Source organism: Chitinophaga eiseniae (genome assembly GCF_012641265.1).
Taxonomy (GTDB): Bacteria; Bacteroidota; Bacteroidia; order Chitinophagales; family Chitinophagaceae; genus Chitinophaga; species Chitinophaga eiseniae_A.
The window spans coordinates 490,844-516,725 of record NZ_JABAHZ010000002.1 but is presented as its reverse complement, the minus strand read 5'-3'; the positions used below and the strand labels follow the sequence as shown (position 1 = coordinate 516,725).

The 25,882-nt window shown below is 46.6% G+C and carries 25 protein-coding genes; 14 read left to right on the top strand and 11 right to left on the bottom strand.

Features of this window, described 5'->3' with window-relative positions; translation table 11 throughout:
• The 3 genes from HGH91_RS09735 to HGH91_RS09725 form a co-directional block, all read right to left on the bottom strand.
• Positions 1 to 1,644 (bottom strand): M56 family metallopeptidase, encoded by a 1,644-nt coding sequence (locus tag HGH91_RS09735; RefSeq protein ID WP_168738264.1) that lies wholly within the window; start codon positions 1,642 to 1,644, stop codon positions 1 to 3.
• Positions 1,645 to 1,649: 5 nt separating this feature from the next.
• Entirely contained in the window at positions 1,650 to 2,012 is a 363-nt protein-coding gene (locus HGH91_RS09730; RefSeq protein ID WP_168738263.1) for a BlaI/MecI/CopY family transcriptional regulator, read from the bottom strand.
• Positions 2,013 to 2,124: 112 nt separating this feature from the next.
• The gene (locus HGH91_RS09725) at positions 2,125 to 3,150 is read right to left on the bottom strand and encodes an SPASM domain-containing protein (RefSeq protein WP_168738262.1); all 1,026 of its coding nucleotides are present in this window, start codon (positions 3,148 to 3,150) and stop codon (positions 2,125 to 2,127) included.
• A gap of 132 nt (positions 3,151 to 3,282) precedes the next feature.
• Between HGH91_RS09725 and HGH91_RS09720 the strand changes: the two genes are divergently transcribed.
• Positions 3,283 to 4,032 (top strand): glycoside hydrolase family 25 protein, encoded by a 750-nt coding sequence (locus HGH91_RS09720; protein WP_317166817.1) that lies wholly within the window; start codon positions 3,283 to 3,285, stop codon positions 4,030 to 4,032.
• Between the two features lie 20 nt (positions 4,033 to 4,052).
• Complete coding sequence (locus HGH91_RS09715; RefSeq protein ID WP_145661868.1) at positions 4,053 to 4,340, top strand: hypothetical protein; 288 nt, start codon at positions 4,053 to 4,055, stop codon at positions 4,338 to 4,340.
• Here HGH91_RS09715 and HGH91_RS09710 read toward each other — a convergent pair whose 3' ends face one another.
• Positions 4,341 to 4,886 carry a CAP domain-containing protein gene (locus HGH91_RS09710; protein WP_168738260.1) on the bottom strand — a complete coding sequence of 182 codons (546 nt, stop codon included), beginning with the start codon at positions 4,884 to 4,886 and terminating at the stop codon, positions 4,341 to 4,343.
• Positions 4,887 to 5,271: 385 nt separating this feature from the next.
• On the opposite strand from HGH91_RS09710, the gene HGH91_RS09705 reads away from it, so the two are divergent.
• Positions 5,272 to 5,451, top strand: coding sequence for a hypothetical protein (locus tag HGH91_RS09705; RefSeq protein WP_168738259.1), 180 nt, complete (start codon positions 5,272 to 5,274; stop codon positions 5,449 to 5,451).
• A gap of 83 nt (positions 5,452 to 5,534) precedes the next feature.
• On the opposite strand, the gene HGH91_RS09700 is transcribed toward HGH91_RS09705, so the two are convergent.
• Positions 5,535 to 5,972, bottom strand: a complete 438-nt coding sequence (locus tag HGH91_RS09700; RefSeq protein ID WP_168738258.1) for a YybH family protein — start codon at positions 5,970 to 5,972, stop codon at positions 5,535 to 5,537.
• A gap of 117 nt (positions 5,973 to 6,089) precedes the next feature.
• On the opposite strand from HGH91_RS09700, the gene HGH91_RS09695 reads away from it, so the two are divergent.
• The 4 genes from HGH91_RS09695 (at position 6,090) to rmuC (ending at position 10,786) form a co-directional block, all read left to right on the top strand.
• Positions 6,090 to 7,280: a DegT/DnrJ/EryC1/StrS family aminotransferase gene (locus tag HGH91_RS09695; protein WP_168738257.1), complete on the top strand. Its 1,191-nt coding sequence runs from the start codon at positions 6,090 to 6,092 to the stop codon at positions 7,278 to 7,280.
• 95 nt (positions 7,281 to 7,375) lie between these two features.
• Positions 7,376 to 8,101, top strand: a complete 726-nt coding sequence (gene kdsB / locus HGH91_RS09690; RefSeq protein WP_168738256.1) for a 3-deoxy-manno-octulosonate cytidylyltransferase — start codon at positions 7,376 to 7,378, stop codon at positions 8,099 to 8,101.
• Between the two features lie 20 nt (positions 8,102 to 8,121).
• Positions 8,122 to 9,198: an iron-containing alcohol dehydrogenase family protein gene (locus HGH91_RS09685; protein WP_145661851.1), complete on the top strand. Its 1,077-nt coding sequence runs from the start codon at positions 8,122 to 8,124 to the stop codon at positions 9,196 to 9,198.
• Positions 9,199 to 9,328: 130 nt separating this feature from the next.
• Positions 9,329 to 10,786: a DNA recombination protein RmuC gene (gene rmuC / locus HGH91_RS09680; RefSeq protein ID WP_168738255.1), complete on the top strand. Its 1,458-nt coding sequence runs from the start codon at positions 9,329 to 9,331 to the stop codon at positions 10,784 to 10,786.
• 5 nt (positions 10,787 to 10,791) lie between these two features.
• On the opposite strand, the gene HGH91_RS09675 is transcribed toward rmuC, so the two are convergent.
• The gene (locus tag HGH91_RS09675; protein WP_168738254.1) at positions 10,792 to 11,970 is read right to left on the bottom strand and encodes an MFS transporter; all 1,179 of its coding nucleotides are present in this window, start codon (positions 11,968 to 11,970) and stop codon (positions 10,792 to 10,794) included.
• 172 nt (positions 11,971 to 12,142) lie between these two features.
• On the opposite strand from HGH91_RS09675, the gene HGH91_RS09670 reads away from it, so the two are divergent.
• The 3 genes from HGH91_RS09670 (at position 12,143) to HGH91_RS09660 (ending at position 14,034) form a co-directional block, all read left to right on the top strand.
• Positions 12,143 to 12,613 carry a Dps family protein gene (locus HGH91_RS09670; protein WP_168738253.1) on the top strand — a complete coding sequence of 157 codons (471 nt, stop codon included), beginning with the start codon at positions 12,143 to 12,145 and terminating at the stop codon, positions 12,611 to 12,613.
• A 104-nt stretch (positions 12,614 to 12,717) separates the two neighbouring features.
• Entirely contained in the window at positions 12,718 to 13,488 is a 771-nt protein-coding gene (locus tag HGH91_RS09665; RefSeq protein ID WP_168738252.1) for an NYN domain-containing protein, read from the top strand.
• A 3-nt stretch (positions 13,489 to 13,491) separates the two neighbouring features.
• Complete coding sequence (locus tag HGH91_RS09660) at positions 13,492 to 14,034, top strand: O-acetyl-ADP-ribose deacetylase (protein ID WP_168738251.1); 543 nt, start codon at positions 13,492 to 13,494, stop codon at positions 14,032 to 14,034.
• 102 nt (positions 14,035 to 14,136) lie between these two features.
• Here the strand turns inward: HGH91_RS09660 and HGH91_RS09655 are convergent, their stop codons facing one another.
• From HGH91_RS09655 to HGH91_RS09640, 4 genes are all read right to left on the bottom strand, one after another.
• Positions 14,137 to 14,280: a hypothetical protein gene (locus tag HGH91_RS09655; RefSeq protein WP_168738250.1), complete on the bottom strand. Its 144-nt coding sequence runs from the start codon at positions 14,278 to 14,280 to the stop codon at positions 14,137 to 14,139.
• 70 nt (positions 14,281 to 14,350) lie between these two features.
• The gene (locus HGH91_RS09650) at positions 14,351 to 16,324 is read right to left on the bottom strand and encodes a thiamine pyrophosphate-dependent enzyme (RefSeq protein ID WP_168738249.1); all 1,974 of its coding nucleotides are present in this window, start codon (positions 16,322 to 16,324) and stop codon (positions 14,351 to 14,353) included.
• A gap of 34 nt (positions 16,325 to 16,358) precedes the next feature.
• Positions 16,359 to 16,709, bottom strand: a complete 351-nt coding sequence (locus HGH91_RS09645) for a phage holin family protein (protein WP_168738248.1) — start codon at positions 16,707 to 16,709, stop codon at positions 16,359 to 16,361.
• A gap of 141 nt (positions 16,710 to 16,850) precedes the next feature.
• Positions 16,851 to 17,783, bottom strand: coding sequence for a hydroxypyruvate isomerase family protein (locus HGH91_RS09640; protein ID WP_168738247.1), 933 nt, complete (start codon positions 17,781 to 17,783; stop codon positions 16,851 to 16,853).
• 170 nt (positions 17,784 to 17,953) lie between these two features.
• Here HGH91_RS09640 and HGH91_RS09635 point away from each other — a divergent pair, with 170 nt between their 5' ends.
• The 3 genes from HGH91_RS09635 to HGH91_RS09625 all read left to right on the top strand — a co-directional run bounded on the left by HGH91_RS09635 (position 17,954) and on the right by HGH91_RS09625 (position 21,685).
• On the top strand, positions 17,954 to 18,919 hold the full coding sequence (locus tag HGH91_RS09635; RefSeq protein ID WP_168738246.1) for a formylglycine-generating enzyme family protein: 966 nt from the start codon (positions 17,954 to 17,956) through the stop codon (positions 18,917 to 18,919).
• A 44-nt stretch (positions 18,920 to 18,963) separates the two neighbouring features.
• Complete coding sequence (locus tag HGH91_RS09630) at positions 18,964 to 20,295, top strand: Gfo/Idh/MocA family protein (protein ID WP_168738245.1); 1,332 nt, start codon at positions 18,964 to 18,966, stop codon at positions 20,293 to 20,295.
• A 97-nt stretch (positions 20,296 to 20,392) separates the two neighbouring features.
• Entirely contained in the window at positions 20,393 to 21,685 is a 1,293-nt protein-coding gene (locus HGH91_RS09625; RefSeq protein WP_168738244.1) for a D-alanyl-D-alanine carboxypeptidase/D-alanyl-D-alanine-endopeptidase, read from the top strand.
• Here the strand turns inward: HGH91_RS09625 and HGH91_RS09620 are convergent, their stop codons facing one another.
• Positions 21,686 to 22,342: a hypothetical protein gene (locus HGH91_RS09620; protein WP_168738243.1), complete on the bottom strand. Its 657-nt coding sequence runs from the start codon at positions 22,340 to 22,342 to the stop codon at positions 21,686 to 21,688. It lies immediately after the preceding gene.
• 466 nt (positions 22,343 to 22,808) lie between these two features.
• Here HGH91_RS09620 and HGH91_RS09615 point away from each other — a divergent pair, with 466 nt between their 5' ends.
• Positions 22,809 to 25,877 carry a SusC/RagA family TonB-linked outer membrane protein gene (locus HGH91_RS09615; protein WP_168738242.1) on the top strand — a complete coding sequence of 1,023 codons (3,069 nt, stop codon included), beginning with the start codon at positions 22,809 to 22,811 and terminating at the stop codon, positions 25,875 to 25,877.
• The last annotated feature ends 5 nt before the right edge of the window (positions 25,878 to 25,882 follow it).

Below are 25,882 nucleotides of genomic sequence, written 5' to 3'. Positions count from 1 at the left end.
TTATTTTTTGCCGTAGGCAACTACTGTTATATCTGCGCTTTCACTACCCGGGCCTTTATGGAATTTTCCATCCTGTTCCAGCATAAAATCTGCGGTTAAAGTAACGGTCACTATTTTTCCCTCAGCATCCGGTTTGAAAGAAGGCAATGCTTTGATAACGCGCTTTACTTCTTCTCCCATCGTTTTATCCGGGGCGATCAGCACTTCGGCGTTCTCAATAGTACCATTTGCTAAAATTGTGTACTGTGCCATCACCTCACCGACGATATCATTTTCCTGGCAATAGCGTGGATAGCGGAGATTCTTTGCAAACGTTCTTTTATATGCCTCTTCCCCTCCCGGAAAACGGCTCAAATAAGTGGAATCAGTAGTGATACCTCTTGCCTGTCCATTACTTTCTTTCAATGCGCGGGCTAACAAACTTTTAGGTGTGTGCTTAAAAGGCATTGGCCCAATACCGCTTTCGTCGGGTCCAAGATAAAAATAGAGAGGAGAGATAAGGGGCCCATCTAAAGTTTCATCTGCTAAACCGCTACGCTTGTCTTTTACATCAAATTTGATATAGATAATTTCCCCGGAAGCACTGCGTTTCAGTGCGTGAAGTGAAAGGTGGATATCCTTTGCTGCCAATGCAGCTTTCATGTCGGCCAGATCCTGATCGGTCGTTAACCGGGTGATCATGCCATGGACCACGCCATTTTCGGTGGTCAGGTACTTATCGGCGCCTGATTGCCTGATAGCATCGTTGGTAGTAGCGGACAAAAGGCCGGCTGTCAGCGCCAGTACCGGCAGGAGCAACAGGTACCGCCAGGTACGTAAACGGGGTGATTGGGTTTTGTTCATCATAAGTATTCTGTTTTTAATGAATGACTTGCTGAAATGGCTAACAATAGCCACAGGGGTGCGCGGTGTCCCGAGCCGCAATAAACTGTACTGGTAGTCTACCGGCGCAAGGGAGCTGGTAACTACGGCATCGTCGGCGAGGAATTCAAGATTCAGTTGCAATGCTTTCTTACACCGCCAGGCAAACGGATTAATCCAAAACAGGCAGCAGTAGAAGGCGGAGAACAGCATATCCACTGAGTGGTATTGTTTTACATGGGCTTCCTCATGTTGCAGGATATGCATAAACTCCGTATACTCGTACGCGTTATGATCAATGAAAATGGTGTTCAGGAACGAAAAGGGCGCAGCGAGTTTTTCGATATGTATATACCGGATGCGATTACGGGAATAAACATATCCGGATTTGGCTAAACGGTTGATTTTCAGTAATTGAAGACCGTGTATGATAGCCAGGGAAAGGGCAACTGCTGCGTATATAGCCAACAGAATAGTGGTGCTATGTGCCAGCAGGGGATCCCACCAGTGTGTAACGGCAACAACGTTGGTATGTGCAGGGGAGTTATGCAGGTGATCCGCAAAATATACCTGTGTGTTACCCCCTTCCGGAGCAACTATTTTGCTCCAATGCATAGCAGGTACCGGTAACAGCGGAAGCAGCGCTGAAAAAATAAATGCGCTGAGCAATAATATCCTGTTGTAACGGTAGAAGGTTTCCTTCCTGAAACAGGAAATATAAAGGAGATAGAAAAGTGCCATGGCTCCTGATGCTTGCAGGATATATAAAAACAGGGTAGGCATACGCGTTATTTTTTATCTTTCTCAATCATTTTTACCAGTTCCTTCATTTCTTCCGGGCTGATTTTCTCTTCTTTGGCGAAATAGGCCAGCATGTTGAGGTAGGAGTTATCAAAAAAAGTGTTGAGTACTTTTTTCATAAAGGTTTGCTTATAGTTTTCCTTACCTACAATGGGATAGTACTCATATGAGCCGCCGTATTCGGTGTGGGCGAGATACCCCTTTTCTTCCAGTCGCTTCATGAGGGTAGCGATGGTATTGTAATGCGGTTTGGGATCCGGGAGGTGTTCGATGGCATCTTTTACAAAGGCTTTCTCCAGGTCCCATATCACCTGCATCAACTCTTCTTCTTTACGTGATAGCTTTTTCATACCACCAAGCTAATACTATTTTTGTAGTTTAAAAACTATTTTTGTAGTTATTAAACGATAAACGTAGTAATTAACTGATAGTCAGCGAGAAAAAATTTTAAAACGCCGGATATTATCCCCAAACTTTGGTGCCTTCGCTACAGTTAGCGCAGATGTCTATGTTTTTGCGGGTTTCGAGGATCTGGCTACGGAAACGGATATACTCTTTATTGTGCCAGAGGGCTTTGAAGGATTCTTTTTTCAGGTTGCCGAGGCGGTGTTGGGCATCTTTATCGAAGCAGCAGGGTACTACAAGGCCATCCCAGGTAACCACGGGTGAATGCCAGAGGCGCCAACAATGATTACCCAGTTTGTTTTTAATAGCATAGGTTCCGTCTTCATTGCGGTGGTAGCGGGAATATTTATCGATAGTAGGAATGAGGCGGTTACCTTCTTCATAGTCGTATACCTGGGCGGTTTTAAATCTCACCTGGTCTACGCCAATTTCCTTTGCCAACCGCTTAATATCTTCAATCTGGTGTTCATTGGGTTTTACTACCAGGAACTGGAAAAAAACAAAAGGCTTAGATGAATTCAGCTCTTTTTTCCATTTTACAATGTTTTTGGCGCCCTGGATGACCTTATCCAGGTGACCTCCTACGCGGTATTGCGTATATACGTCCTGGGTCGTACCATCTATGGAGATGATTAACCTGTCGAGGCCACTCTCTACCGTTTTCTTTGCGTTGGCGTCTGTGAGATAGTGGGCATTGGTAGAAGTGGCGGTATAAATGCCTTTGGAAGAAGCATATTTTACCATGTCCAGGAAACCCGGGTTCAGGTAAGGTTCTCCCTGGAAATAAAAAATCAGGTATAAAAGTTCTTTTGAAATTTCATCGATCGTTTTCCTGAAGAAATCCTGTTCCAGCATGCCGGTAGGGCGGGTAAAAGCTCTGAGGCCGCTGGGGCATTCAGGGCAGCGGAGATTGCAGGAAGTGGTCGGTTCAAACGACATGGAAATAGGGTATCCCCATTGAACGGGCTTACCGGTCCACTTACTTACAAAATAACTTCCCAGCACCTTGCCAGCATTCAAACCGCGGCGCAGCGTGAATTTAGAAAACAAATTGAGGGTATCCTTCAGGTTAAAATCGGGCATAAAAATTCACTTGACCGTTGTAAAAGTAGCGCCTTTAAACAAATTATAGCCTATACTTGCTGTAAAAAATAAGGACGTCAATAATTTATGACAAGGCCCTTACCCAATTATCCTGCAACTAACCGAAGTAAAGTGAAACGGATCCTGATCAGAATATTCTTACCAATAGTAGTAATAGCAGCCGTGGCGGCTTATATATGGTGGCACCAGCGCGAAAACCGAATCACTTTTGTACGGTATGAAGAATTTGGCATTGATATTCCTGAGAATTATAAAATACACGGCATAGACGTATCCAAGTTTCAGAAAGACATCAACTGGCAGGCAGTTAAGCAGATGCAGGTGAAGAAAGTTCGTATATCCTTTGCCTTTATTAAGGCTACAGAGGGCATTACCCGGCAGGATGCATCCTTTCATCAAAATTGGGAGAAAGCAGGGAAAGCCGGACTGGTAAGGGGTGCCTATCACTTTTTTTATGCTACCCGCGACCCTTTAAAGCAAGCGATCAATTTTCACAATGTAGCCGACCTTCAATCGGGCGACCTGCCACCGGTACTGGACATTGAAACCAGTAATAACCAGCCGGCAGCGGTGATTCGAAGTACCGCCAAGATCTGGCTGGAAGAGATGGAGAAAGTATATAAAGTAAGGCCTATTATTTATACCAATATTCATTTTTATGAAACCTACCTGGGCACTGAATTTGACCGCTACCCGCTGTGGCTTGCCCATTATTATCAGAAAGAACGTCCCCGGTCCGACAGGGCCTGGTTGTTTTGGCAACACAGTGATATAGGCCGGGTAAACGGGATCCGTACTACAGTAGACTTTAATGTATTTAAAGGAGATAGTACCGACCTGGCAAAACTCTGCATACCTTAGTAGTATTGATATAAATAATTATGGCAGAAGAAACAGAAGATCCGGAAGTACCGGAAACCCCTGAGCGGGATCCCAATCAGCTGGATTACGACTTGTTTCACTTCCTGATAAAGATCATGCGTACCATTTTCATTGGTCTTTTCTGGATGCTGATCAATGTGTTCCTGGGGCTATATCTTGGTTTTGCCGAGCCGGAGGCCTCTACACCAGGACGGATGTTCTTTTTCTATTCCTGGTTTGTGCTCTCGCTGGCCGCCTTTATTTATTTTGCCTGGCGGATGTGGCGCAAAAAGATGGATGCGCCCTGATTACTGGACTGCGTTTCGTTTGCCCAGCTCCATGGTCCAGTTACCGCTATAATAGCCTACTCCCATTTCTGAAAATACCGGGTCCATCATATTATGACAATGCTTGGGGCTATTCAGCCAGCCCAATACAACAGCTTGTTCATCCATATTGCCGGCTGCAATATTTTCTCCATAATAATTCCAATGATAACCGGCAGCATCCAGGCGGGTGCCAGGGGTAGAGCCATTGAGACCGTTGTGGTCAAAATATTTGTTGAGCGCCATGTCTTTACTGTGGTTGAAAGCCGCCTTTTCCAGCAAGCCATTCCAGATAACTGCTCCTACAGGGGGCATTACATCCGTACCGCATTTACAACCATGGGTACGTAAGCCATTGACCAGTACCAGCAGGGCGCTGCGGTCAAGTTTGTTTTCCGGCACAACAGACGTATCTGCGGGTGGTGCTTTTTCCGGTTCTTTCAGGGTCAGCCCTGAGGTTTTGGAGCAACTGCAATAAAAAATAATGGCCATCCATGTGGTGGCAACGCGGATAAATTTCCCGGACATAACCAGCAATAAATTAGAGTAAATAGATACCGGGTTCTAAACAGGACTTAGATTAAAATTAAATAGAGGTTCTTAGGAAGGAAACTGATTAAAACTACTCGTGGTTGCTCAGAGGTTATGGGTTAAAAAAACATTCAATGATACGAAGATAAGGGGTAGATATGAGAAATGGATAATAGTTTTTGTAAATCTAATGTTAATCAGAACCGCTATATATCTATAAACAGAAGTGTTGTATTTCTTTCTCATTCTGAATCAGGTGTTTGGGGAAGGGATACCCCAGGTGTCGTTCCTCAGTTTGCCTGCAGATGGCCTCCGGGGGCATGGAACAAAGTTTGTTCATCTTTTCATGTGCTACTTATTTTTCATCTCTCAAAGTGATATTATGAAAAAGAAGAAAATGCCTGGTCAACACTATGATAAGCAGAAGAAGCCGGTAGATATACTCAGCCAGGACAAAGGCACCCATACCAGGAATCCACTGCATGGCGATTTATCCGAAAGTCCGGAGAAAGAGAATAAAGTTGTCAGGGATAACGACAGCAACAGCAAATCAAAGCGTTAACGGTCTATTTTAATGTATAAGAAAGCTATTACTTTTTAATGTTGTGGTGTATAGCGGCCATCCTATTCCTGGGATGGTTTTCTTTAGCTGCTATGGTCGGCAATAATTTTCCACTGTCCTTTTATTTTTTTCAGTACCAGGCTGAAATGCCCCTGCAGATCGCCTATGGTTCGCTGTAGGTGCCACTGGCCAATCAACAGGTATACATCCGCCGCCAGGGGCTTGAATTCCAGCAGTTTAAAATCCAGTTTACCCATAGCCGTTACATCCGGATAGGTCTTTTTATAACGTTCCAGCGTGGCCTGCCAGCCATAAGTAACCCCATTTTTGCCAATAAACAACAGGGAATCTGAATGCCAGTAAGTTTGCATAAAGCCATCTATATCTCCCTTATTCCAGGCCGTTGTTTGCGCCGTCATCAGGGCCGTAATTTGCTGCTGATCGTGCTGCTGGGCATTGGCCGGCTGGAAGGAGGAGAAGGCAAGACCACCCAAGAGGGTAAGGAACAGTAGAAAACGCATATCAATTTTTTAGCAAAAGATAAACAGTTTTTCCGATGTAACGCAACATTGATTATAGTAACTTTGCAGCACTATTTTTAAACATCTCTTTCAATTATATTTAAAAATCAACAGTTTATGCCCGGATATGAACTATTTGGAGCCGAGGAAAGGAAAGAAGTAAACGATGTACTGGAAACCGGTATTATGATGCGTTACGGATTTGACGGTCCGCGTAAAGGCATCTGGAAAGCAAAAGAGCTGGAACAGGCGATTTGCGATAAACTGAATGTACAGTATACACAGTTGGCTTCCAGCGGAACCGCCGCGTTGACCACTGCTATGGCGGCCCTGGGATTGGGAGCCGGTGATGAAATCATTATGCCCACTTTTACCTTTGTGGCCAGCTTTGAATCTGTATTTTCCGTTGGAGCTACCCCGGTACTTGTAGATGTGGATGATACCCTGACCCTGGATCCGAAGGCGGTGGAAGCAGCCATTACCCCGCGTACCAAAGCGGTAATGCCGGTGCATATGTGCGGTGCTATGGCCGACCTGGATGCCCTGCAAGCCATTTGCAAAAAACATAACCTGTTGTTGCTGGAAGATGCCTGTCAGTCTTTCGGCGCTACCTATAAAGGCAAAGCCCTGGGTGCTATCGGGGATGCCGGTACCTTCTCTTTCGACTTCGTAAAAACCATTACCTGTGCAGAAGGCGGAGCTATTATCACGAATAATAAAGACGTATATACTAAATGTGACGGTTATACGGACCATGGCCACGATCACCTGGGGGTAGACCGTGGTGCTGATCTGCATCCGTTTATCGGCTACAACTACCGCATTTCGGAACTGCATGCGGCAGTGGGGTTGGCACAGGTTCGCAAACTGGATACGTTCCTGTCGATCCAGCGTAAAACCAAGAAAATATTTAAGGATGCTCTGTCAACCGTACCGGGCGTTACTTTCCGCCGCTTACCTGACGAAGCCGGCGATAGCGCTACCTTCCTGTCTTTCTTCCTGCCCGAAACCGCCCAGGCGGCTAAAGCGGCAGCAGCTATGAAAGCAGCGGGGTTGGCAGCTTTCCATTACTATGATAATAACTGGCACTACATCCGTCAATGGCAGCATTTTAAACAAGGCGCGGTGTTAACACCATTTGCAGCCGGACTGAAACAGGCCATGGAAGTATATAAAACAAAAGAATTCCCTGCTTCAGATGCTATTATTGGCAGAAATATTTCCACGCCTATCAACCTGAGCTGGAGTGACGCAGAAATCCAGGAAAGAGCAGAAAAGCTGGTGAATGCTGTAAAAAGCGCATTATAAGATGGCACGCAAAGCAGCGAAGTAACAAAGACGCAGAGGGATGTAACTTTGCTGCTTTATTTCTTTGCTTCTTTGCGTGAACAAAAACAGAATGCATGAAAAAAATTGCGTTGATACCTGCCCGTTATGGCGCTACCCGTTTCCCCGGAAAGATGATGGCGAAGCTGGGAGGAAAGTCTGTTATTTTACGTACCTACGAATCTACTGTAAACACCGGGGTATTTGACGATGTAATGGTGGTAACTGATAGTGATATCATCTACCAGGAGATTGTGAACAATGGTGGTAAAGCTGTGATGAGCAAGAAGGAGCATGAATGTGGTACCGATCGTATAGCCGAGGCCGTGGTAGACATGGACGTGGACATCGTGGTGAATGTACAGGGCGACGAGCCATTTACGCAGAGAGAGCCCCTGGAAAAGCTGTTGCAGGTATTTGAAGGAGGAGCTGGCAAGCAGGTACAGGTAGCCTCGCTGATGCAGGTGTTGAAAGATCCCGTTTCCATCGAAGATCCCAACTACGTGAAAGTGGCGGTAGACAAGAATTTCAACGCATTATTCTTTTCACGTTCCGTGATTCCGTACCCGCGAAATAAGGATATTCAATCGGTATACTACGAGCATATCGGTATTTATGCCTTCCGCAAGCAAATGTTGCTGGACTTTACCCAGATGCCTGTAACACCGCTGGAAGCAGCCGAGAAAATAGAATGCCTGCGTTACCTGGAAAATGGTATCTCGATGAAAATGGTGGTTACTTCTTATATGGGAGTAGAAATTGATACCCCCGAAGATCTTGACAAGGCGGCAAAACTTTTATAACATCTAACTAACAGGGATATATGAAATTCAGGAATTTTAAGATGGTGGACTACGTAGTTTACGGCAGCGGATGTTTTGATCAGCTGGGCGAAATACTGGCCCCCAGGCGCGTAGGTGATGCTCCCATGATATTTTTCGTGGATGAGTATTTCCAGGATAAGCAAGAATTTTTGTCTCGCATTCCGTTGCAGGGTAAGGACAAAATTGTGGTGATTGATGTAACGGATGAACCTAAAACCAAAACGGTTGATAAGATCCGGGATGAGCTGAAAGCGGAATTTGGCACCGTATCCGGTATTATTGGTATTGGCGGCGGATCTGTGATGGATATGGCTAAGGCGGTATCGCTGATGATGACTAACCCCGGGTCTTCAGCAGATTACCAGGGCTGGGACCTGGTAAAGGTGGCCGGGGTATATAAAGTGGGGATCCCTACTATTTCCGGTACTGGTGCTGAAGTAAGCCGCACCTGCGTATTGACAGGACCTACCCGTAAACTGGGCATGAACTCTGATTTTACGCCTTTTGACCAGATTGTACTGGACCCTGCATTAACTAAAACCGTAGAACCTAACCAACGTTTTTATACGGCGATGGATTGCTTTATTCACTGTGTGGAGTCGCTGACAGGTACTTATCTGAACGCTTTCAGCCAATCATATGGTGAAAAAGCGCAGGAGCTGTGTGAAGAAATTTTCCTGCAAAAGGAAAAGTGGGATGACGATGCAGATGAGAAGCTGATGATGGCCTCTTATGCCGGCGGAATGAGCATTGCTTACTCCCAGGTGGGAGTAGCGCATGCCGTTAGCTATGGGTTGGCTTACCTGCTGGGCACCAAGCATGGTATCGGTAATTGCATTGTGTTTGACAAGCTGGAGGAGTTTTATCCGGAAGGCGTGGTTAAGTTTAAGGAAATGGTGAAGAAACACAATATTACGATCCCGCAGGGTATTACCAAAGGCTTAACAGATGAGCAGTTCGACACGATGATCAATGTATCGCTGGGAATGGCGCCACTGTGGGAAAACGCTTTGGGTAAGGACTGGAAGGAGATTATGACCCGCGAAAGGCTGCGTAAGCTGTACGAGCGCCTGTAATCGATCGTTTCTTTTAAGATACCAGGGGGAGATAGCCATTGGCTATTTCCCCTTTTTACTTTGATTAAAGACCATTACGCAGATCCAGTGCGTAGAAAAAAGCTATTATTGTCAAAGGGGGAAGATTATCATGCTGATATTATCGATTATTTCGGGAGTGGTGGTATTGTTGCTGGGGTATTTGCTGTTTACCGCCAGGCAGCAGCAACAGGCGCAGGCTACGGCACATGCGCAACAACTGGAGGCCGCGCAGACCAGCTATGCTGCGTTGCAAACAAACTTTTCCGCCCAGCAGGAAAGGCTGCATATACTGGATGCCAAACAGGAGTACCTGCAAAATTTGCTGGATGACAAAACCGGGCAGGTGGCTGAAAAGCAGCAGCAACTGGAGCGGATAAACGAAGAATTTTCGGTGCTGATGTCTGAGCAGGGCCGTTTGATGGAGCAGAATAAGTACCTGCAGCAGCAGCTGGCAGGGGAAAAAGAGCGGACGCAGCAGGTGCAGCAGGATTTTAAGATGCAATTTGAAAATACCGCGCAGCAGCTATTGCAGCGTATTTCAGGCAACTTCATGGAGCAGAACAAGGTGAAAATGGAAGATATCTTAAAGCCGTTGTCAGAAAAGATAGATAGCTTCCGGAGCAGTGTACAGCAGTCGCTTGTCTCGGAAACGGAGCAGCGCGCCCAGCTGAAGACAGAATTGCAACGCCTGTTGCTGTTGAATCAAACCCTTTCCAAAGAAGCGAATAATCTCACGAATGCGCTTAAAGCGGATACCAAGAAGCAGGGTAACTGGGGGGAGATGATCCTGGAGCGGGTATTGGAAGCTTCAGGTCTTGAAAAAGGGGTGCACTACTTTACCCAGGATGCACAACGTGACGAAACGGGGCAACTGAGGAAGCCGGACCTGGTGCTGCACCTGCCGGAAAGCCGGCAGCTGGTGATTGACTCCAAGGTATCCCTGAAGGCCTATGAGCAATATTGCAGCGCTACCAGCGATGATGAAAAGCGATATGCCCTGAAAATGCACCTGCAGTCAGTAAAGAACCATGTGACGGAGTTGAGCGCCAAAGCATATCACACGTTATATCAGAATACCACTGATTTTGTGATGCTGTTTATTCCTATCGAACCGGCATATGCGCTGGCCATTATGCAGCAGGAGGAGGACTTATATGATTTTGCATTTCGCAAGAGAATTATACTGGTGAGTGTGCCTTCCCTGCTGGCTACTTTGCGGGTAATAGATAATATGTGGCGGTTGGATAAACAGAATAAAAATGCAGAGGAAATCGTGCGCCAGGGGAGTGCGCTCTACGATAAGTTTGTAGGCTTTGTGGAAGATCTGGGCCTCGTTGGAGAACACCTGAAGCGTAGTCAGAATGCATATGAAGGCGCCATGAATAAGCTGGTTTCCGGTAACGGCAACCTGGTGGGCCGTGCGGAAAGAATGCGTAAACTGGGGCTGGATAATAAAAAGGGATTACCTAAAGACGTGGTTGCGAGGCTACAACAGCCGGAAGATGCACCACTGGCAAGCCTTCCGGAAGAAACTGCCGCTGCAGAAGAGCAGGAAGCAGCAGAATAATATCCTTAGCAGGGCTGTTTCTGTGCAGGTTTATACCCAAAACTCAGGTAAAGTGCCGCCGCCAGGGTGATGCCAGCCATCACGTAAAAGGTGAGCGGGAAGTTAGCCGACTGGTTACTATAAATGAATGCGGAAAAGTAAGCCCCCAGGCCAATACCGGCTTCCATGGCAATATACATGGTAGCCAGTGCGCGGCCACGGTGTTCCGGCTGCCCGAGGTCCACCGTCCAGGCAGTAACGGCGGGCGCATTGAGCCCCACAGAGATACCGTATACCACAGCCGCTGCTAACAGGAGGGTACTATTGCCGGCCAAACCCAGCATGAGCATGGATATGGCCATGAGCACCGCTGAAATCTTCAACACGGGTACCCGGCCATATTTGTCAGATACTTTCCCGGCCAGCAGCCGTATGCCAATTGAACTACCGGTGAAAAAAGTATAGAAAAGTCCTTTGTTGGAAATGCCGAGGTAGGCTCCAAAATCAGGAATAACGGTTAATACAGCGCCATAACTGAAATAGGTAAGGAAGGTAATAATCACCGGAGACCACACCAGTGGCTCAAATATTTCATCGCCGGAAATTTTCAGCAATGCAAAACGGAATCGCTGTTTGTTGGCGAGAGTTTCTTTCATGCCTACCAAAATTACTACAGACAAGAGCGAGAACAGGGCCGACAGTTGGAACATGATGTTAATATTCCACCGCATGGCTACATAACCGCCAATAGCGGGACCCATGGCCATTCCAATGGTGCTGAATAAACCAACCATGCCCATGGCTTCGCCACGGCGGGTTACCGGTACCAGGTCCGATACATAGGCAGAAGTACCAGTAGGCTTAAAGCCAGTAGAGAAGCCATGAAAAAAACGCAGCAACAGGAAAGCCCCTACAGAGCTGATCAGCGGGTAGGTAAGGCTACAAACCACGCATACCAATGATCCGAAAATCATCACTGGCACACGCCCGATTGTATCGGATAATTTACCGCTAAAAGGCCGGGATAACCCCGCCATCAATGTAAATAATCCTATAATATATCCTTTGTAATCTGCTCCCCCCATCCGGGTTAAATAAGCCGGCAACTCTGGAATCATCATGTTGAAGCTGGCTGAAAAGAGGGCATTGCTAAGGCATAGCAGGATGAATTGCAGATTATATATTCTTCCTGTAGACTGATACATGGGCACAAAATTAACAACAATGGTACAATTTTCGCAAAGTAATTGGCCTACAACACCTGAACAAAAACAGGAGATAGCCTGTTTATATTAACCGGCTGTTAAATCATGATAGTCATCATATTTATAGGACTCTCAAAGTTGTACATTTATAATAACCAAAAAATTCAATGATATGAAAGTAAACATTGGTGTTTCAGCAGAAAACACAAAGAAGATTGCATTAGAATTGAATAAGGTACTCGCAGATGAATTGTTGATTTATGCGAAAACACGTAATTCTCACTGGAACATTGAAGGAAGCAACTTTATGGAAATGCACAAGTTCTATGAAGAGCAATACGAAGAACTGGAGCAGTATGGAGACGACGTTGCAGAATACATCCGTTCCATTGGACATTACGCGGAAGGGCGTTATGCCGACGTGCTGAAACTCACTAATTTACTGGAATCTGAATACTCCAATGATCAGAAGAAGCAACTGCAGGAATTACTGGATGATCATGAAACTATTATCCGTAACCTGCGTAGGCTGATCGATGAATTTGATGAGAAATACCATGATAAAGGAGCTGCTGATTTTGCTACCCAGATGTTGCAAAAACACCTTAAGCTGGCATGGATGATCCGTTCTTATCTCAAATAATCATGTTATGCAATATTACTAACGTGTTGGTTGCAGTACTGCTGTAGCTAACACGTTTTTAATTTACATTTGTTTGTATCCCCGTCATCCCAAAAAGCATAACAATGGATAACACATCAAACGACCTTCGACTGGCAGTATTGATAGATGCCGATAATATACCGTATCACAACATAGAAGGTATGCTGGAAGAAATAGCCAAATATGGCAATCCCACCTTCAAAAGAATTTATGGCGACTGGACCAAACCCACGGTGGTAGGGTGGAAGAGCGTATTATTAGAATATGCCATCACGCCTATACAGCAGTATAGCTATACCTCCGGAAAAAATGCTACCGACTCCGCCATGATTATAGATGCCATGGACATTTTATATACCGGACGTGTAGACGGTTTTTGCCTGGTATCGAGCGACAGCGATTTTACCCGGTTAGCCACCCGGTTGCGGGAAGCTGGTATGCGGGTGTACGGCATGGGTGAGCAAAAAACGCCCACCGCTTTCAGGGCTGCCTGCGATAAGTTTATTTACCTGGAAATATTACAGGTCAGAAAGAAAGCAGACCATGATACAGACGCGGATACCGATGCCGGCAAACCTAAGTCCGGTAAAACCAAGCGGAATAGTATCAGTAAAGCAGACAAACAGCTACTGGCATTGATATCCACCAGTATCAACGATATTGCAGATGAAGATGGCTGGGCTTACCTGGGCGAGTTGGGGAACCTGTTATTAAAGAAAAAGCCCGACTTCGACTCCCGTAACTATGGATTTAATAAACTGTTGCAGTTGCTCAAGAGTTTTCCGAATTTCGAAATTGATATCCGGGAAAGTGGAAAGAAAACCGGGAAGCTTGTATATGTAAGAACTGTTTAACCTATGGCATACCGAAAGATCCGTATTGTAAAAGGCGATATCACTAAAATAAAAGCAGATGCTATTGTTAACGCGGCTAACTCATCGTTGCTGGGTGGGGGCGGTGTAGATGGAGCCATTCATCGCGCCGGAGGCCCAGATATCCTGAATGATTGCAGAGCAATTGTAGCGCGGCAGGGGGGCTGTAAAACGGGCAATGCAGTGATTACCACTGCAGGCCGCCTTCCGGCAAAACACGTAATACATACAGTGGGCCCGGTTTGGAACGGTGGCGATAACAATGAAGTGACGCTACTGGCCAACTGTTACCGGCATTCACTGGAACTGGCGTCCCGGCATCACCTTGCCACTATCGCGTTTCCCAATATTAGCACAGGGATCTACCATTTTCCGAAGGAACTGGCCGCCAGTATTGCCATGAATACGATTGTAACTTACCTGGAGGAGCATAGCGACATAGAGGAGGTAATCCTCGTATGCTATGATGATGAAAATTTGCGCTATACCGAGCAGTATTATAACCAGCATATAAGGCCAGAGGAATGATTCCCTGCAAAGGGGATTATACTGGTTCGGGTACAAATGCAAAAAGGCTTCCTGTTGAGGGAAGCCTTTTTGACTATAGTGCGATGTAAAAAAGCGATGTGATTAGAGCTTGGCGTACTTTACCCAGGCGTAGATAAACATAGCAGCAAAAACGATAATAGCTACCGGAGCCAGGAAGTGGCCAATACCATCTCCAATTTTGTAGAAGTTGGTGGTGTGTACAACTGTTAAAAGATTCGTCAGCATTGTATAATGATTTATATTATTCCGGGTGCAAATTAAATCATTCGGGTCAAATTCCCAATCAAAGGAGCTGTTACCATGTCATTAATTGCTGTATACATTGATCCAGTCTTGATTTGGCGAGAAAATTTTTTTCCAGGGCGCCTGCAAAGGGGATGGGAGTGTCCAGGCTGGCGCAACGCATCACCGGTGCATCGAGCTGGTGGAAGCAGTGTTCGGCAATCCAAGCGCTGATTTCTGCGCCGAAGCCGCCGGTGAGGGTATCTTCATGGAGTACCAGCACTTTTCCGCTAGCCGCCACCATGGCCTGTATGGCCGGATAGTCCAATGGCAGGAGCGTCCGGAGATCAAGAATGCCCAGTGATACTTCCGGGTGCAGGGCGGCATACTCCAACGCCCAATGAACCCCGCTGCCATAGGTAATAATGCTGATATCCTCTCCTGACTGTATCAGTGAAGCTTTCCCTATCTCTGTGGTATAATAATTTTCTGGTACATGACCGCTGATACTACGATACAGGGCTTTATGCTCAAAGTACATGACGGGGTTGGGGTCTGCAATAGCCGCGGTGAGCAAGCCTTTGGCATCTTCCGGGGAGGAGGGATACACTACTTTGAGACCGGGGATATGTGTAAACCAGGCTTCATTGCTTTGAGAGTGGAAGGGACCGGCGCCCACACCGCCACCGGCGGGCATCCGGATCACCACGTCGGCCGGCTGGCCCCAGCGGTAGTGGATCTTGGCCAGGTTATTCACAATCTGGTTGAATCCACAGGAAACAAAGTCGGCAAACTGCATTTCCACCATGCTTTTGAAGCCTGCGAGGGCTAAGCCCAGCGCAGTACCGATAATAGCACTTTCACAGAGCGGGGTATTGCGCACCCTGTCTTTGCCAAAGCGGGCCACAAGTCCCTCGGTAATTTTAAAGGCGCCGCCATATTCGGCAATATCCTGCCCCATCAGGATCAGCTCGGGATGCTTTTCCATGGCTTGGGTGAGCCCTTCCGTGATGGCGTTGATAAAGCGTTTTTCGGAAGAGGCGCCTGTAGCGGAGATTACCGCCGGCGCCGGCGCGTATACATCGGCCAATTCTTTCCTGGTGTCAGCCCGGATGGGCATATCTGCTAATCCCTTGGCTACATCCGTTTCTATATGCTGGCGCAGGGCATCACGGATGTTTGTCATGTCGGAAGCCGACAGTAGGCCCGATTCCTCGAGGAAGGTCTCATATTGCCTGATCGGGTCTTTCTTAGCCCACTCTTCAAACAAGGCCGGGGGTACATACTTAACGCCGCTGGCTTCTTCATGACCGCGCATGCGAAAAGTCATCGCTTCTATCAGCACCGGTTTTTGCTCCTGGATAGCATAAGCTCTGGCAGTACCTATTGTCTGGTATACTTCCAGCAGGTTGTTACCATCTACCTGCACCCCCTCCATACCGTATCCGATGGCTTTGTCTACCAGGTTTTTGCAATGATATTGTTCGGCAACGGGAGTGCTTAAGCCATAGCCATTATTTTCTACAAGAAAGATAACGGGCAAACCCCATACGGCGGCCACATTCAATGCCTCGTGGAATTCTCCTTCACTGGTGCCGCCTTCGCCGGTAAAAGCCAGCGATACTTTCTTTTCTTTTTTCAATTGATGCGCAAGTGCAATGCCATCGGCGATGGATAACTGGGGGCCCAGGTGCGAAATCATGCCACAGATATGATGTTCGCGGCTACCGAAATGGAAAGACCGCTCCCGGCCGTTGCTATAGCCATGTTCGCTGCCCTGCCATTGCAGCAGGAGTTTATCCAGTGGCATTTCACGGGTGGTAAATACGCCAAGATTGCGGTGCAGTGGCAATATCCATTCGTCTGATTCCAGCGCCAGGGTGGCGCCTACAGCAATGGCTTCCTGTCCGATGCCGGAAAACCACTTGCTGATCTTTCCCTGCCGTAGTAACAACAACATTTTTTCCTCTATCAAACGAGGAAATACCAAGGCTTTGTAGAACGATATCAATTGTGCATCGCTCAGGTTTGACCGGTCAAAATGCATATAGCCAACGTTTTTACAGGCGATAAAGACGGAATTAATCCTGGTTGCCACCGGCAATATTGATCAGGATACTATTAATGATGGTCATGATAATACTGAAGAGGAGTGCCCACCAAAAGCCGTCGACCTTAAATCCAGGGACCAGCTTGGCGGCCAGCAAAATAATGAGGGCATTGATTACAAACAGGAAAAGCCCGAGCGTAAGAATGGTAACAGGAAAAGTAAGGATTACCAATAGCGGTCTTACCAAAGCATTTAATACCGCTAAGACCAGGGCGAGTATCAGTGCAGTAATAAAGTCATCTACTTTTACGGCCGGTTTTAGCAGGTAAGCGGTTAACATGGCGGCGAATGCACTAACTAGTATGCGGATTAAGAAACCCATGGCAGATTGATTTACTAGTTAAGTTACCGAAAAAAGCAGAAAGCGGAAAGCAGAAAGAAAAAAGCTATTGTGGAGATTGATAAAAGCGATTTTCAAGTATTCGCTAAAATCAATCTCCACAATAGCTTTTTTCTTTCTGCTTTACAGGAAGTTGTCGGCGTCTCTGTAAGCTTTAATCAGAGCGGATTCGCCATCAGTGCCTTTTCCAACCATACCGTGCTCCATTCCTAATACACCTTTAAATCCCTTTTGATGGAGATGTTTAAAGATGTTTTTATAGTTGACTTCGCCGGAGCCAGGTTCTTTACGACCAGGGTTATCGCCGATCTGTATATAAGCAATTTCGTCCCAGCACATATCCATTACAGGAATCAGGTTGCCGGTATTGCGTTGCATATGGTAGAGATCATATAAGATTTTGCAGGAAGGACTTTTTACTGCTTTACAGATTTCAAAGGTTTGTTCGGCAGTACGCAGAAACAGGTCTGCATTATCACTCAATGGTTCCAGTACCATTACCAATCCATGTGGTTCAAATATTTCAGCTCCGGCGCGGAGTGCATCTACAACGTGAGCGGTTTGTATACCCATAGGCAGATTGCGCTCGAAGTAGCCGGGAACAACGGTCGCCCATTTGGCGTTGCAGCGTTTGGCTGTTTCCACGCTGTCTTTACAGGTTTTTATAAAAGCATCTTTGAATTCCTGCTTGCCGGTGGTCAGCGACGTTTTCCAGTTGTTGCCGGTATCCACCACAAAAACGCCCATCTGCATACCGAGCTTGGCCAGCAAATCACCTATTTTAGCTTGTTCAGCAGCGGGACGCCCCAGCATTCCGTTATCTTCGATAGCCCGGAAGCCCTGATCATACATGAATTTTATCTGGTCAAGAAAATCATCGCTTTTGGCGCTGTTTTTAAACATGCCATCATGCGGGGCGTAATTCAGGTTGAATGTCTTGCCAGCAGCAGCTTGAGGATGGCCGGTAGCTGCCTGTGCGGCATTGGTAAGGCCGCCTAATGCGAGCGCGGAAATGCCCGCCAGGGTACCGTTTTGCAGAAATTGTCTTCTTTCCATAACGTTGAATTTTATTCTCCGGAAGCTAAATTTAATAGGTTTTATAAGGAAATGCTAATATCTGTGAAAAATTTTCAATTCATCAGCCATTTCCCGCATTCATCAAAAAAGATTGCATTCCAGATTAGTTTTTTTTAAATTCACTCCTCATATTCTCAATCACGCTATAGATGACTAAATCGCATGTGACCTTACTACTGAGCGGACTGCTCAGCCAGGTTGTTATCGCACAAACCAAAACGGCATTTGAACCATACAGCCAACAGATTCCAGGAACCGATGTCAGTTTTAAAATGGTACCCATTAAAGGCGGCAGCTTTACCCTGGGTAGTCCGGCCGGTGAAAAGGGCAGGAAGAATGATGAAGGACCAGCCAAAACGGTTCAGGTTTCCGATTTCTGGATGGGTGCTACTGAAGTCACTTTCGATGAATATGATGTATACGCAGATGCTGAAAAAGATAAAACACCCGTACCTGATGGCATGACCCGCCCCAGCCCTCCATATATTGATCTTACTTTAGGAATGGGGAAGGCAGGCGGTTTCCCGGCCAACAGTATGAGCCAGTATGGCGCCCTGATGTATTGTCAATGGCTGTACACCAAAACTGGCGTATTTTATCGCCTGCCCACAGCAGCAGAATGGGAATATGCCTGCAGGGCCGGTGCCACTACGGCTTATCCTTTCGGTGCTGATGCAGCTCAACTGAAGGACTATGCCTGGTTTAGCGGCAATAGCGAACAGAAATATCACAAGGTAGGCCAGCTGAAGCCCAACGCATGGGGCTTATACGATATGCTCGGTAACGTAGAAGAATGGACACTGGATCAATATGACGAAAATGGCGTGGCCAATGCTAAGGACAAAGATCCCTGGACCATACCAACTGCTAAAACGCCACGCTTATTGAAAGGAGGTAGTTACCAGGACGATGCTGTATTGCTGCGCAGCGCTGCCCGGTTAAAATCAGATCCGATATGGAATCGCCGTGATCCCCAGATCCCCAAAAGCTCCTGGTGGAATGCCGATGCGCCTTTTGTGGGTTTCAGGATCATACGGCCGGTGAAACAACCTTCTGAAGAAGAAGCCAAACAGTTTTTTGCAGATATTATCGCGAAATATAAAGGTGCACGCTAGACTAGATTATCATCCTAAAAATCTAAAAAACATTTTATTCATTTATGAGCAACGAAAACAAATTCCACGGTGAGGGTCGCCGCGAATTCGTAAAGCAAACCACCTTACTCGCAGGGGGATTGCTGGCAATGCCCCTCTTATCTAAAGCTAACTTCTTTTCCGGCGCCAACGGCGTGATTAAAATTGCGTTGATCGGCTGCGGTGGCCGCGGTACAGGCGCAGCTACCCAGGCACTCAGCACAAAAGAAAATGTGCAGCTGGTAGCGATGGCAGATGCCTTCCCCGACAGACTGAAAGACAGCTATGACAATATTAAAGACGCCCTGGGCGATAAAGCCGACCGTGTAAATGTACCGGAAGGCAATAAGTTCATTGGCTTTGATGCATATAAACAAGCCATAGCGCTCGCCGATGTAGTGATATTGGCTACCCCTCCCGGTTTCCGACCTATTCATTTCGAAGAGGCCATTAAACAGGGTAAACACGTGTTTATGGAAAAGCCAGTAGCTACTGATCCTGCCGGCATTAAAAAAGTACTGGAAGCAGCCGCACTGGCCAAAACTAAAAAACTGAACGTAGTAGTGGGCTTACAACGCCGCTACCAGAACTCCTATCGCGAGCTGTACAAACGCTTCCAGGATGGTATCATCGGAGACATGCTTTCTGCACAGGTATGGTGGAACCAGGGGGCACTGTGGGTAAAGCCGCGTAAACCCGAATACACTGAAATGGAATACCAGATGCGTAACTGGTATTATTTCAACTGGCTTTGCGGGGATCATATCGTAGAGCAACATATTCACAATATCGACGTAGGTAACTGGTTTATGGGCGCCACTCCTGTAACAGCCAGTGGTATGGGCGGCCGCGCCGTACGTACCGGCAAAGAATACGGTGAAATTTTTGATCACCACTATGTAGAATACCGTTATGCCAACGGCGTAGTAATGAATAGCCAGTGCCGCCACTGGAAAGACGCGCCGAGCAAGGTAGATGAAGAAATCGTAGGTACAAAGGGCCGGATCTACTGCGACAAGGGCACCATTGTAGATCACAAGGGAAAGGTATTGTACCAGTTTGATAAAAAGAAAGAAAACAATCCTTACCAGACGGAGCACGATGAGCTGTTTGCTGCCATCGCGAAAGGAGAGTACAAATTTGCGGATGCAGAAAGAGGGGCCCATACCACACTTTCTGCCATCATAGGCCGTTTGGCTACTTATTCCGGCCAGGTAATTGACTGGAACGTGGCGCTGAACTCAGGCCTGGATATACATCCGAAAAGATACGCGTTTGATGCAGAACCGCCAGTAATGCCGGATGCATCAGGTAATTATGCTTATGCAAAACCAGGTATTACCAAATATTTTACCTGATAAGTAATACAGCCATTTTAAACAGGTCAGGGATTTGTGGGAGGAACCAGTCATAGTTCTTCTCACAAATCCCTGATTCATTTTGTAAATTCCGCCTATGAAAAGACTTTTCTTCCTGCTTATCTTCCCCTGGATACTAACACCTGCTGCGGCACAAACAGCAGCCATCAAAAAATGGGCGGAAACGGAGTTGTTGCATAAAACGCCTATGGAACAGGCTCATGCCGGTATTTGCATCTATGAACCCGCTACTGGCAAATACTGGTATCAATACCAGGACGATAAATATTTCACCCCTGCCTCCAATATGAAGATCTTTTCCCTGTATGCCGGGATGACGTTGCTGGGAGACTCACTTCCCGCAGCCCGTTACTATGAAAATGATACTGCGTTATTTGTAAAAGGCATGGGGGATCCCTCTTTCCTTCATCCCGACTATACTTACCAACCCTTACTGCAATTGCTGCAGCAAACCAATAAGAAAATCTACCTGGTACCGGCAATGAACGCTAATCAACGCTATGGCGCCGGATGGTCGTGGAGTGATTTTGCGGATGATTACCAGCCGGAGCTGAATGAATGGCCTATGTACGGCAATGTGGTGCGCATTCGGCATCATCTGGACAGCAGTAGCATTAGCCCCACGTTATACGACCTGGATATTACGGCAGATGATACCCTGAGTGAATCAATTGTTACCAGGGACGAACGCCATAATTTTTTCTACCTGAAATATAATCCGAAAGATAAGAGCGCCCTGGAGACAGAGGTGCCATTCATTACCGGGTCTGTACAAGAGCTTCGGCAACGGCTGGAAGATACCCTGCATAAACGTATAGGACTGGCCGTTAATCCTCCGGCCGCCCGGTTCAATGTATTACGGAGTATTCCAGCTGATTCCCTGTATACACCGATGATGCAGCGCAGCGATAACTTTTTTGCCGAGCAAACCCTTATGATGGCCGCTTCTACGCTCTGGGATACCATCAGTAGTACCCGCGTCATGGAATACCTGTTGTCGCACGAGCTGAAGGGCTTGCCACACCCGCCTACCTGGGAAGACGGATCGGGTTTGTCGCGGTATAACCTCTTTACGCCCCGTGATTTTGTTACCGTGCTGTCGCTGTTGAAAGCGCAGTATCCGCAGGACCGCCTATGGCACATCTTCCCAACAGGAGGGAAAGGAACGTTGAAAAATTATTACCAACAACAGTTTGTACATGCTAAAACAGGTACGCTAACAGGCGTAGTAGCTTTGAGTGGTTACCTGGTGACGAAGAAAAATAAGTCCCTGGTATTTAGTGTACTGGTGAATAATCACCATGAAACGGCCAGCAGTGTTAGAAAAGCGATAGAGCGGCTGCTGACAATGATATGGAAAGAATATTAATCAGGGCATCAGCGTATAAGACACTATCCGTGTAGTATCCTGTTCCTGGTCGGCTTCTATCAGGCCAATGCCTTTGCCGTAGTAGCTGGTGGAAAGCGTACCGACAGGAACAGCATTTCCCAAAACAAGTGCATAAGCATCCATTCTTATGGCAATTACTTCCGCATAGTCCTTGCCGTTAACGGCTTTGGTAACGCCTTTCTGGGTAACGGTAAACTGGATAATGCCGGAGGTACTGATACCTCCATTGGTAACGGAAATGGTATCCTGCCAGGAGGAGCCTACCGGTACATTATCTTTCAGATAGGTAAGTTTCAGATCATCGGCCTTATAGCCCTGGAAGGTAAGAATACTGGCTACCTGCGTATAAATGCCGGTATTACAGGCGGAGCAGGTGAATACACTGTCGTTGCCTATCTTCTTATATACATTGCCATTAATGGTAGTATCTCCTGAAACGGTGAGCGTATAACGGGTGGTATCTTTTGCGCTGTTGACATTCACATAAGAAAAAGAAGAGCCATTTGTATAGGGTGCATAATCGCAGTTACCCGCGGGTGGCTGGGAGTTATCCCCCTCCCGGCTCATTTCTTTGCTGCAGGCAAACAGCAGGGTAACTGCAGCCAGCATAACGATGAGGACGTAACATTTTTTCATAAAGGATGGTCTTATACACCTATAACGTTAACAGGTATAAATTTATGCAAAAAAAAAAGCATGGACGCCGATTGCTAATAGCTTTTTAATGTGGCCTTTTACGGGTGGCAGGAAATAACCAAACAGGGGTTTCAAAAATTAAGCGTTCACTTCCTCATAAATATTAGAGATAACCGTAAAAAAGACATTTATTTTTAGAAAATAATTAAGACATTTATAAATATCTTACAAAGACGTGATAGCCCGTTTGAAAGATATTGAAAACCGATTCATAGACAAAAAACGTAGCATTATCGATTTCACTTGTTGTAGCGCGCGATAGGCCCTGATTGGGGGAAAATGAAAAACTATTATTAAACCAAAATTTGAGTCGTCCAAAATCACATGCCGTTATGATTACCGATTTAGCTAAACGATAGCTAGATAAACCAAACTTTTTTATTATCATCTCTAAATCACTTGTAGCATGAATCCACGTTATGCAAAGGCAATGCTATTGCTATGCCTCTTTGCGACCACAACGAGCGCCGTGACCGCGCGCGCCCCAATGCCCGGAGTTTGGCAGCAGGGCAATCTTGTTATTAAAGGAAAAGTAAAAGACATCAATGGAAACCCCTTGCCCGGGGTAACAGTATTGGTGAAAGACACTAAAAAGGGCGCCACCACCGATGAGAAAGGAAACTATGTACTGAACGATGTAAAAAAAGATGCGGTACTGGTATTCCAGTATATCGGCTTCGATCCTCAGGAAATAAAGGTGGACGGAAAAACCGGCGTTAATGCGGTATTAAAGGAGAACCAGAAAACGCTGGATGAGTATGTAGTAGTGGGATACGGTACCCAGAAGAAAGTTACTAAAACCGGCGCCGTATCTTCTGTTAAAGGGGCGGAATTACAGCAGTCGCCCAATGTGAATATCTCTAACTCGCTCGTAGGGCGCATTCCTGGTATTATTGCCGTGAACAATAGTGGAGAACCTGGTTACGACGGTTCCCGGATATTCATCCGTGGTCGTAGTACCCTGGGCAACAGTGCACCGCTGGTGGTGATAGATGGCTTTCCCCGGGATGGTTTTGAGCGAATGAATCCTAACGACATCGAAAGCGTTTCCATCCTGAAAGATGCCGCGGCAGCAATTTATGGATCCCGTGCAGCCAATGGCGTTATATTGGTAACTACCAAGCGGGGTAAAGGTGGTAAACCCACACTGGGATATGGCTACAACCAATCGTTTGTTACGCCTACCAGGTTGCCTAAAATGGCCGATGCGCCCACTTATGCGCGGGTAGTCAATGAAATCCTGAAGTATGGCGGCGATAAGCCAAAATACACGGAAGATGAAATCAAGAAGTTCGGCGATGGCTCCGATCCCTGGTTGTATCCTAACACCAACTGGTATGACGCCGCTATTAAAAAGATTTCCCTGCAAAACAGGCATGACCTTTCCCTGAGCGGCGGTACCGAAAAAATGTCGTACTACGTATCATTAGGATCGCTGTTCCAGGACGGTATTTATAAAAGCAGCGCCACCAACTATAAGCAACAGAATGTCAGGGCCAATCTTGATGCGGTGGTAAACGATTATATCCGCCTGCGTTTCGATCTGGCAGGCCGTTTGGAAAACAGGAATTTTCCACCACGCAGCGCCGGCTCTATTTTCAGATCGCTGATGCGCGGACGCCCAACGGAGAACGCCATCTGGCCCAACGGATTACCAGGCCCGGATATTGAATACGGTGATAACCCGGTTGTAACCGGAACTAACGCCATCGGTTATACGAACGATAAAAACTACGTTATCAATACCAATATGTCTGCCGTAGTAAATATTCCATGGGTACAGGGACTGTTTGCAGATGGTAGCTTTGCGTATGACCAGAATTTCGATTTCGTAAAATCTTATATTAAGCCATGGACCTTATATACACTCAACGATGTAAATGATCCAACACATAAGCTGAATGCGGGATCAAGAGGTGTGAGCGCACCACAGCTGAACGAATCCTTTGGAACACTCCGACAGATCACTTACAACGTTAAGCTGAACTATGTCCGCTCTTTTGGCAAACACAATGTAAGCAGCTTTATCGCCTTTGAACAGGCAACGCTGAGAAACGACAACTTTGCTGCCAGCAGAAAGTACTTTATCAGTGATAAATTAGATCAGCTGAGTTTAGGTGCCGACAAGGAAAAAGACAATAGCGGCGGCGGTTTTGAGTATGCGCGCCGTAACTACTTTGGACGTGTTTCCTATAACTACAATGAAACCTACCTCTTTGATTTCAACATGCGTTATGATGGTACACAAAACTTCCCGAAAGGCCGCCGCATGGGTCTTTTCCCTGGTGCTTCTGCCGGATGGGTATTGTCTAACGAGCCATTCTGGAAGAAAAGTATCCGCACCCTCGACTACTTCAAGATCCGCGCCGCATGGGGACAAATGGGTAACGACCTGATTGACCAGTTCCAGTATCTCAGCACCTACGGTTTCAGCGGCGGTGGAGTAATGTTTGGCGGTGATCTGAACAAAGGGCTTTACCAGTTGAGATCTCCCAACGAAGCCATCACCTGGGAAGTGGCCAACAACTACGATGTAGGAGTGGAAGCGAAGGTATTGGGCGATAAGCTGGCATTGGAAGCCGACTATTTTATGACGCGTCGCTCCAACATCCTGGTAGCCCGTAACCAGTCTATGCCAGGATATACCGGAATGACCCTGCCACAGGAGAATATCGCAAAAGTGCAAAACCAAGGCTTTGAGTTGGTGATGAGCCATAAACGGGATATCAAAAAATTCCATTATGAGATAATCGGAACCATTACCCATGCGCAAAACAAAGTATTGTTCTTTGATGAAACGCCGAACCTCCCGGTATGGCAACAGGCCACTGGTAAACAAATAGGTGCGCCGTTGTACTACCAGGCTATCGGTATCTATAAAACACAGGAAGAAGTGGATAAAAGTGCACACGTAGGCGGTGCCAGGGCAGGAGATGTGATTTTCAAAGATGTGAATGAAGACGGTGTCATTGATGACCTCGACCGTGTTCGCCAGGATCGTACAGAAAACCCTACCTGGATCTTTGGATTAACGGTTACTGCGAAGTTTAAAAATTTTGATTTCACCATGTTATGGCAGGGCGCTACCGGCGCGAGTCAGTACCTGCGTACAGAATCCGGTTTGATCGGAAACTTCCCCATGGCTTATGTACAAGACCGCTGGACAGAAAGCAACCCTAATGGTTCCTGGCCCAGAGCGTATGACCGTGACCGTGAGTACTGGGTAAATCGCCAGAATACTTTCTGGTATTGGAATACCAATTATGCCCGTTTAAAGACGCTCGACCTTGGTTATAACTTCCCGTCGCCCATGTGCAAACGCATAGGGTTACAAAATCTGCGCGTATATGTAAGTGGACAGAACCTGCTCACCATCGACAAAGTGAAGATTTTCGATCCTGAAGCGCCCAGTGGCAGCGGACAATACTACCCACAAACCAAGATCTATAATGTGGGATTAAATGTAACCTTTTAATTAGC

What these genes read in the sequence shown, in the direction of transcription:
- HGH91_RS09725 (WP_168738262.1), bottom strand. Translation starts at nt 3,150, where the DNA reads ATGCCCGATTTTAACCTGAAGGATACCCTCAATTTGTTTTCTAAATTC.
- HGH91_RS09695 (WP_168738257.1), top strand. Translation starts at nt 6,090, where the DNA reads ATGCCCGGATATGAACTATTTGGAGCCGAGGAAAGGAAAGAAGTAAAC.
- HGH91_RS09685 (WP_145661851.1), top strand. Translation starts at nt 8,122, where the DNA reads ATGAAATTCAGGAATTTTAAGATGGTGGACTACGTAGTTTACGGCAGC.
- HGH91_RS09660 (WP_168738251.1), top strand. Translation starts at nt 13,492, where the DNA reads ATGGCATACCGAAAGATCCGTATTGTAAAAGGCGATATCACTAAAATA.
- HGH91_RS09640 (WP_168738247.1), bottom strand. Translation starts at nt 17,783, where the DNA reads ATGGAAAGAAGACAATTTCTGCAAAACGGTACCCTGGCGGGCATTTCC.
- HGH91_RS09700 (WP_168738258.1), bottom strand. Translation starts at nt 5,972, where the DNA reads ATGCGTTTTCTACTGTTCCTTACCCTCTTGGGTGGTCTTGCCTTCTCC.
- rmuC (WP_168738255.1), top strand. Translation starts at nt 9,329, where the DNA reads ATGCTGATATTATCGATTATTTCGGGAGTGGTGGTATTGTTGCTGGGG.
- HGH91_RS09650 (WP_168738249.1), bottom strand. Translation starts at nt 16,324, where the DNA reads ATGCATTTTGACCGGTCAAACCTGAGCGATGCACAATTGATATCGTTC.
- HGH91_RS09670 (WP_168738253.1), top strand. Translation starts at nt 12,143, where the DNA reads ATGAAAGTAAACATTGGTGTTTCAGCAGAAAACACAAAGAAGATTGCA.
- HGH91_RS09655 (WP_168738250.1), bottom strand. Translation starts at nt 14,280, where the DNA reads ATGCTGACGAATCTTTTAACAGTTGTACACACCACCAACTTCTACAAA.
- HGH91_RS09735 (WP_168738264.1), bottom strand. Translation starts at nt 1,644, where the DNA reads ATGCCTACCCTGTTTTTATATATCCTGCAAGCATCAGGAGCCATGGCA.
- HGH91_RS09675 (WP_168738254.1), bottom strand. Translation starts at nt 11,970, where the DNA reads ATGTATCAGTCTACAGGAAGAATATATAATCTGCAATTCATCCTGCTA.
- HGH91_RS09710 (WP_168738260.1), bottom strand. Translation starts at nt 4,886, where the DNA reads ATGTCCGGGAAATTTATCCGCGTTGCCACCACATGGATGGCCATTATT.
- HGH91_RS09665 (WP_168738252.1), top strand. Translation starts at nt 12,718, where the DNA reads ATGGATAACACATCAAACGACCTTCGACTGGCAGTATTGATAGATGCC.
- HGH91_RS09620 (WP_168738243.1), bottom strand. Translation starts at nt 22,342, where the DNA reads ATGAAAAAATGTTACGTCCTCATCGTTATGCTGGCTGCAGTTACCCTG.
- HGH91_RS09715 (WP_145661868.1), top strand. Translation starts at nt 4,053, where the DNA reads ATGGCAGAAGAAACAGAAGATCCGGAAGTACCGGAAACCCCTGAGCGG.
- HGH91_RS09625 (WP_168738244.1), top strand. Translation starts at nt 20,393, where the DNA reads ATGAAAAGACTTTTCTTCCTGCTTATCTTCCCCTGGATACTAACACCT.
- kdsB (WP_168738256.1), top strand. Translation starts at nt 7,376, where the DNA reads ATGAAAAAAATTGCGTTGATACCTGCCCGTTATGGCGCTACCCGTTTC.
- HGH91_RS09630 (WP_168738245.1), top strand. Translation starts at nt 18,964, where the DNA reads ATGAGCAACGAAAACAAATTCCACGGTGAGGGTCGCCGCGAATTCGTA.
- HGH91_RS09635 (WP_168738246.1), top strand. Translation starts at nt 17,954, where the DNA reads ATGACTAAATCGCATGTGACCTTACTACTGAGCGGACTGCTCAGCCAG.
- HGH91_RS09730 (WP_168738263.1), bottom strand. Translation starts at nt 2,012, where the DNA reads ATGAAAAAGCTATCACGTAAAGAAGAAGAGTTGATGCAGGTGATATGG.
- HGH91_RS09645 (WP_168738248.1), bottom strand. Translation starts at nt 16,709, where the DNA reads ATGGGTTTCTTAATCCGCATACTAGTTAGTGCATTCGCCGCCATGTTA.
- HGH91_RS09615 (WP_168738242.1), top strand. Translation starts at nt 22,809, where the DNA reads ATGAATCCACGTTATGCAAAGGCAATGCTATTGCTATGCCTCTTTGCG.
- HGH91_RS09705 (WP_168738259.1), top strand. Translation starts at nt 5,272, where the DNA reads ATGAAAAAGAAGAAAATGCCTGGTCAACACTATGATAAGCAGAAGAAG.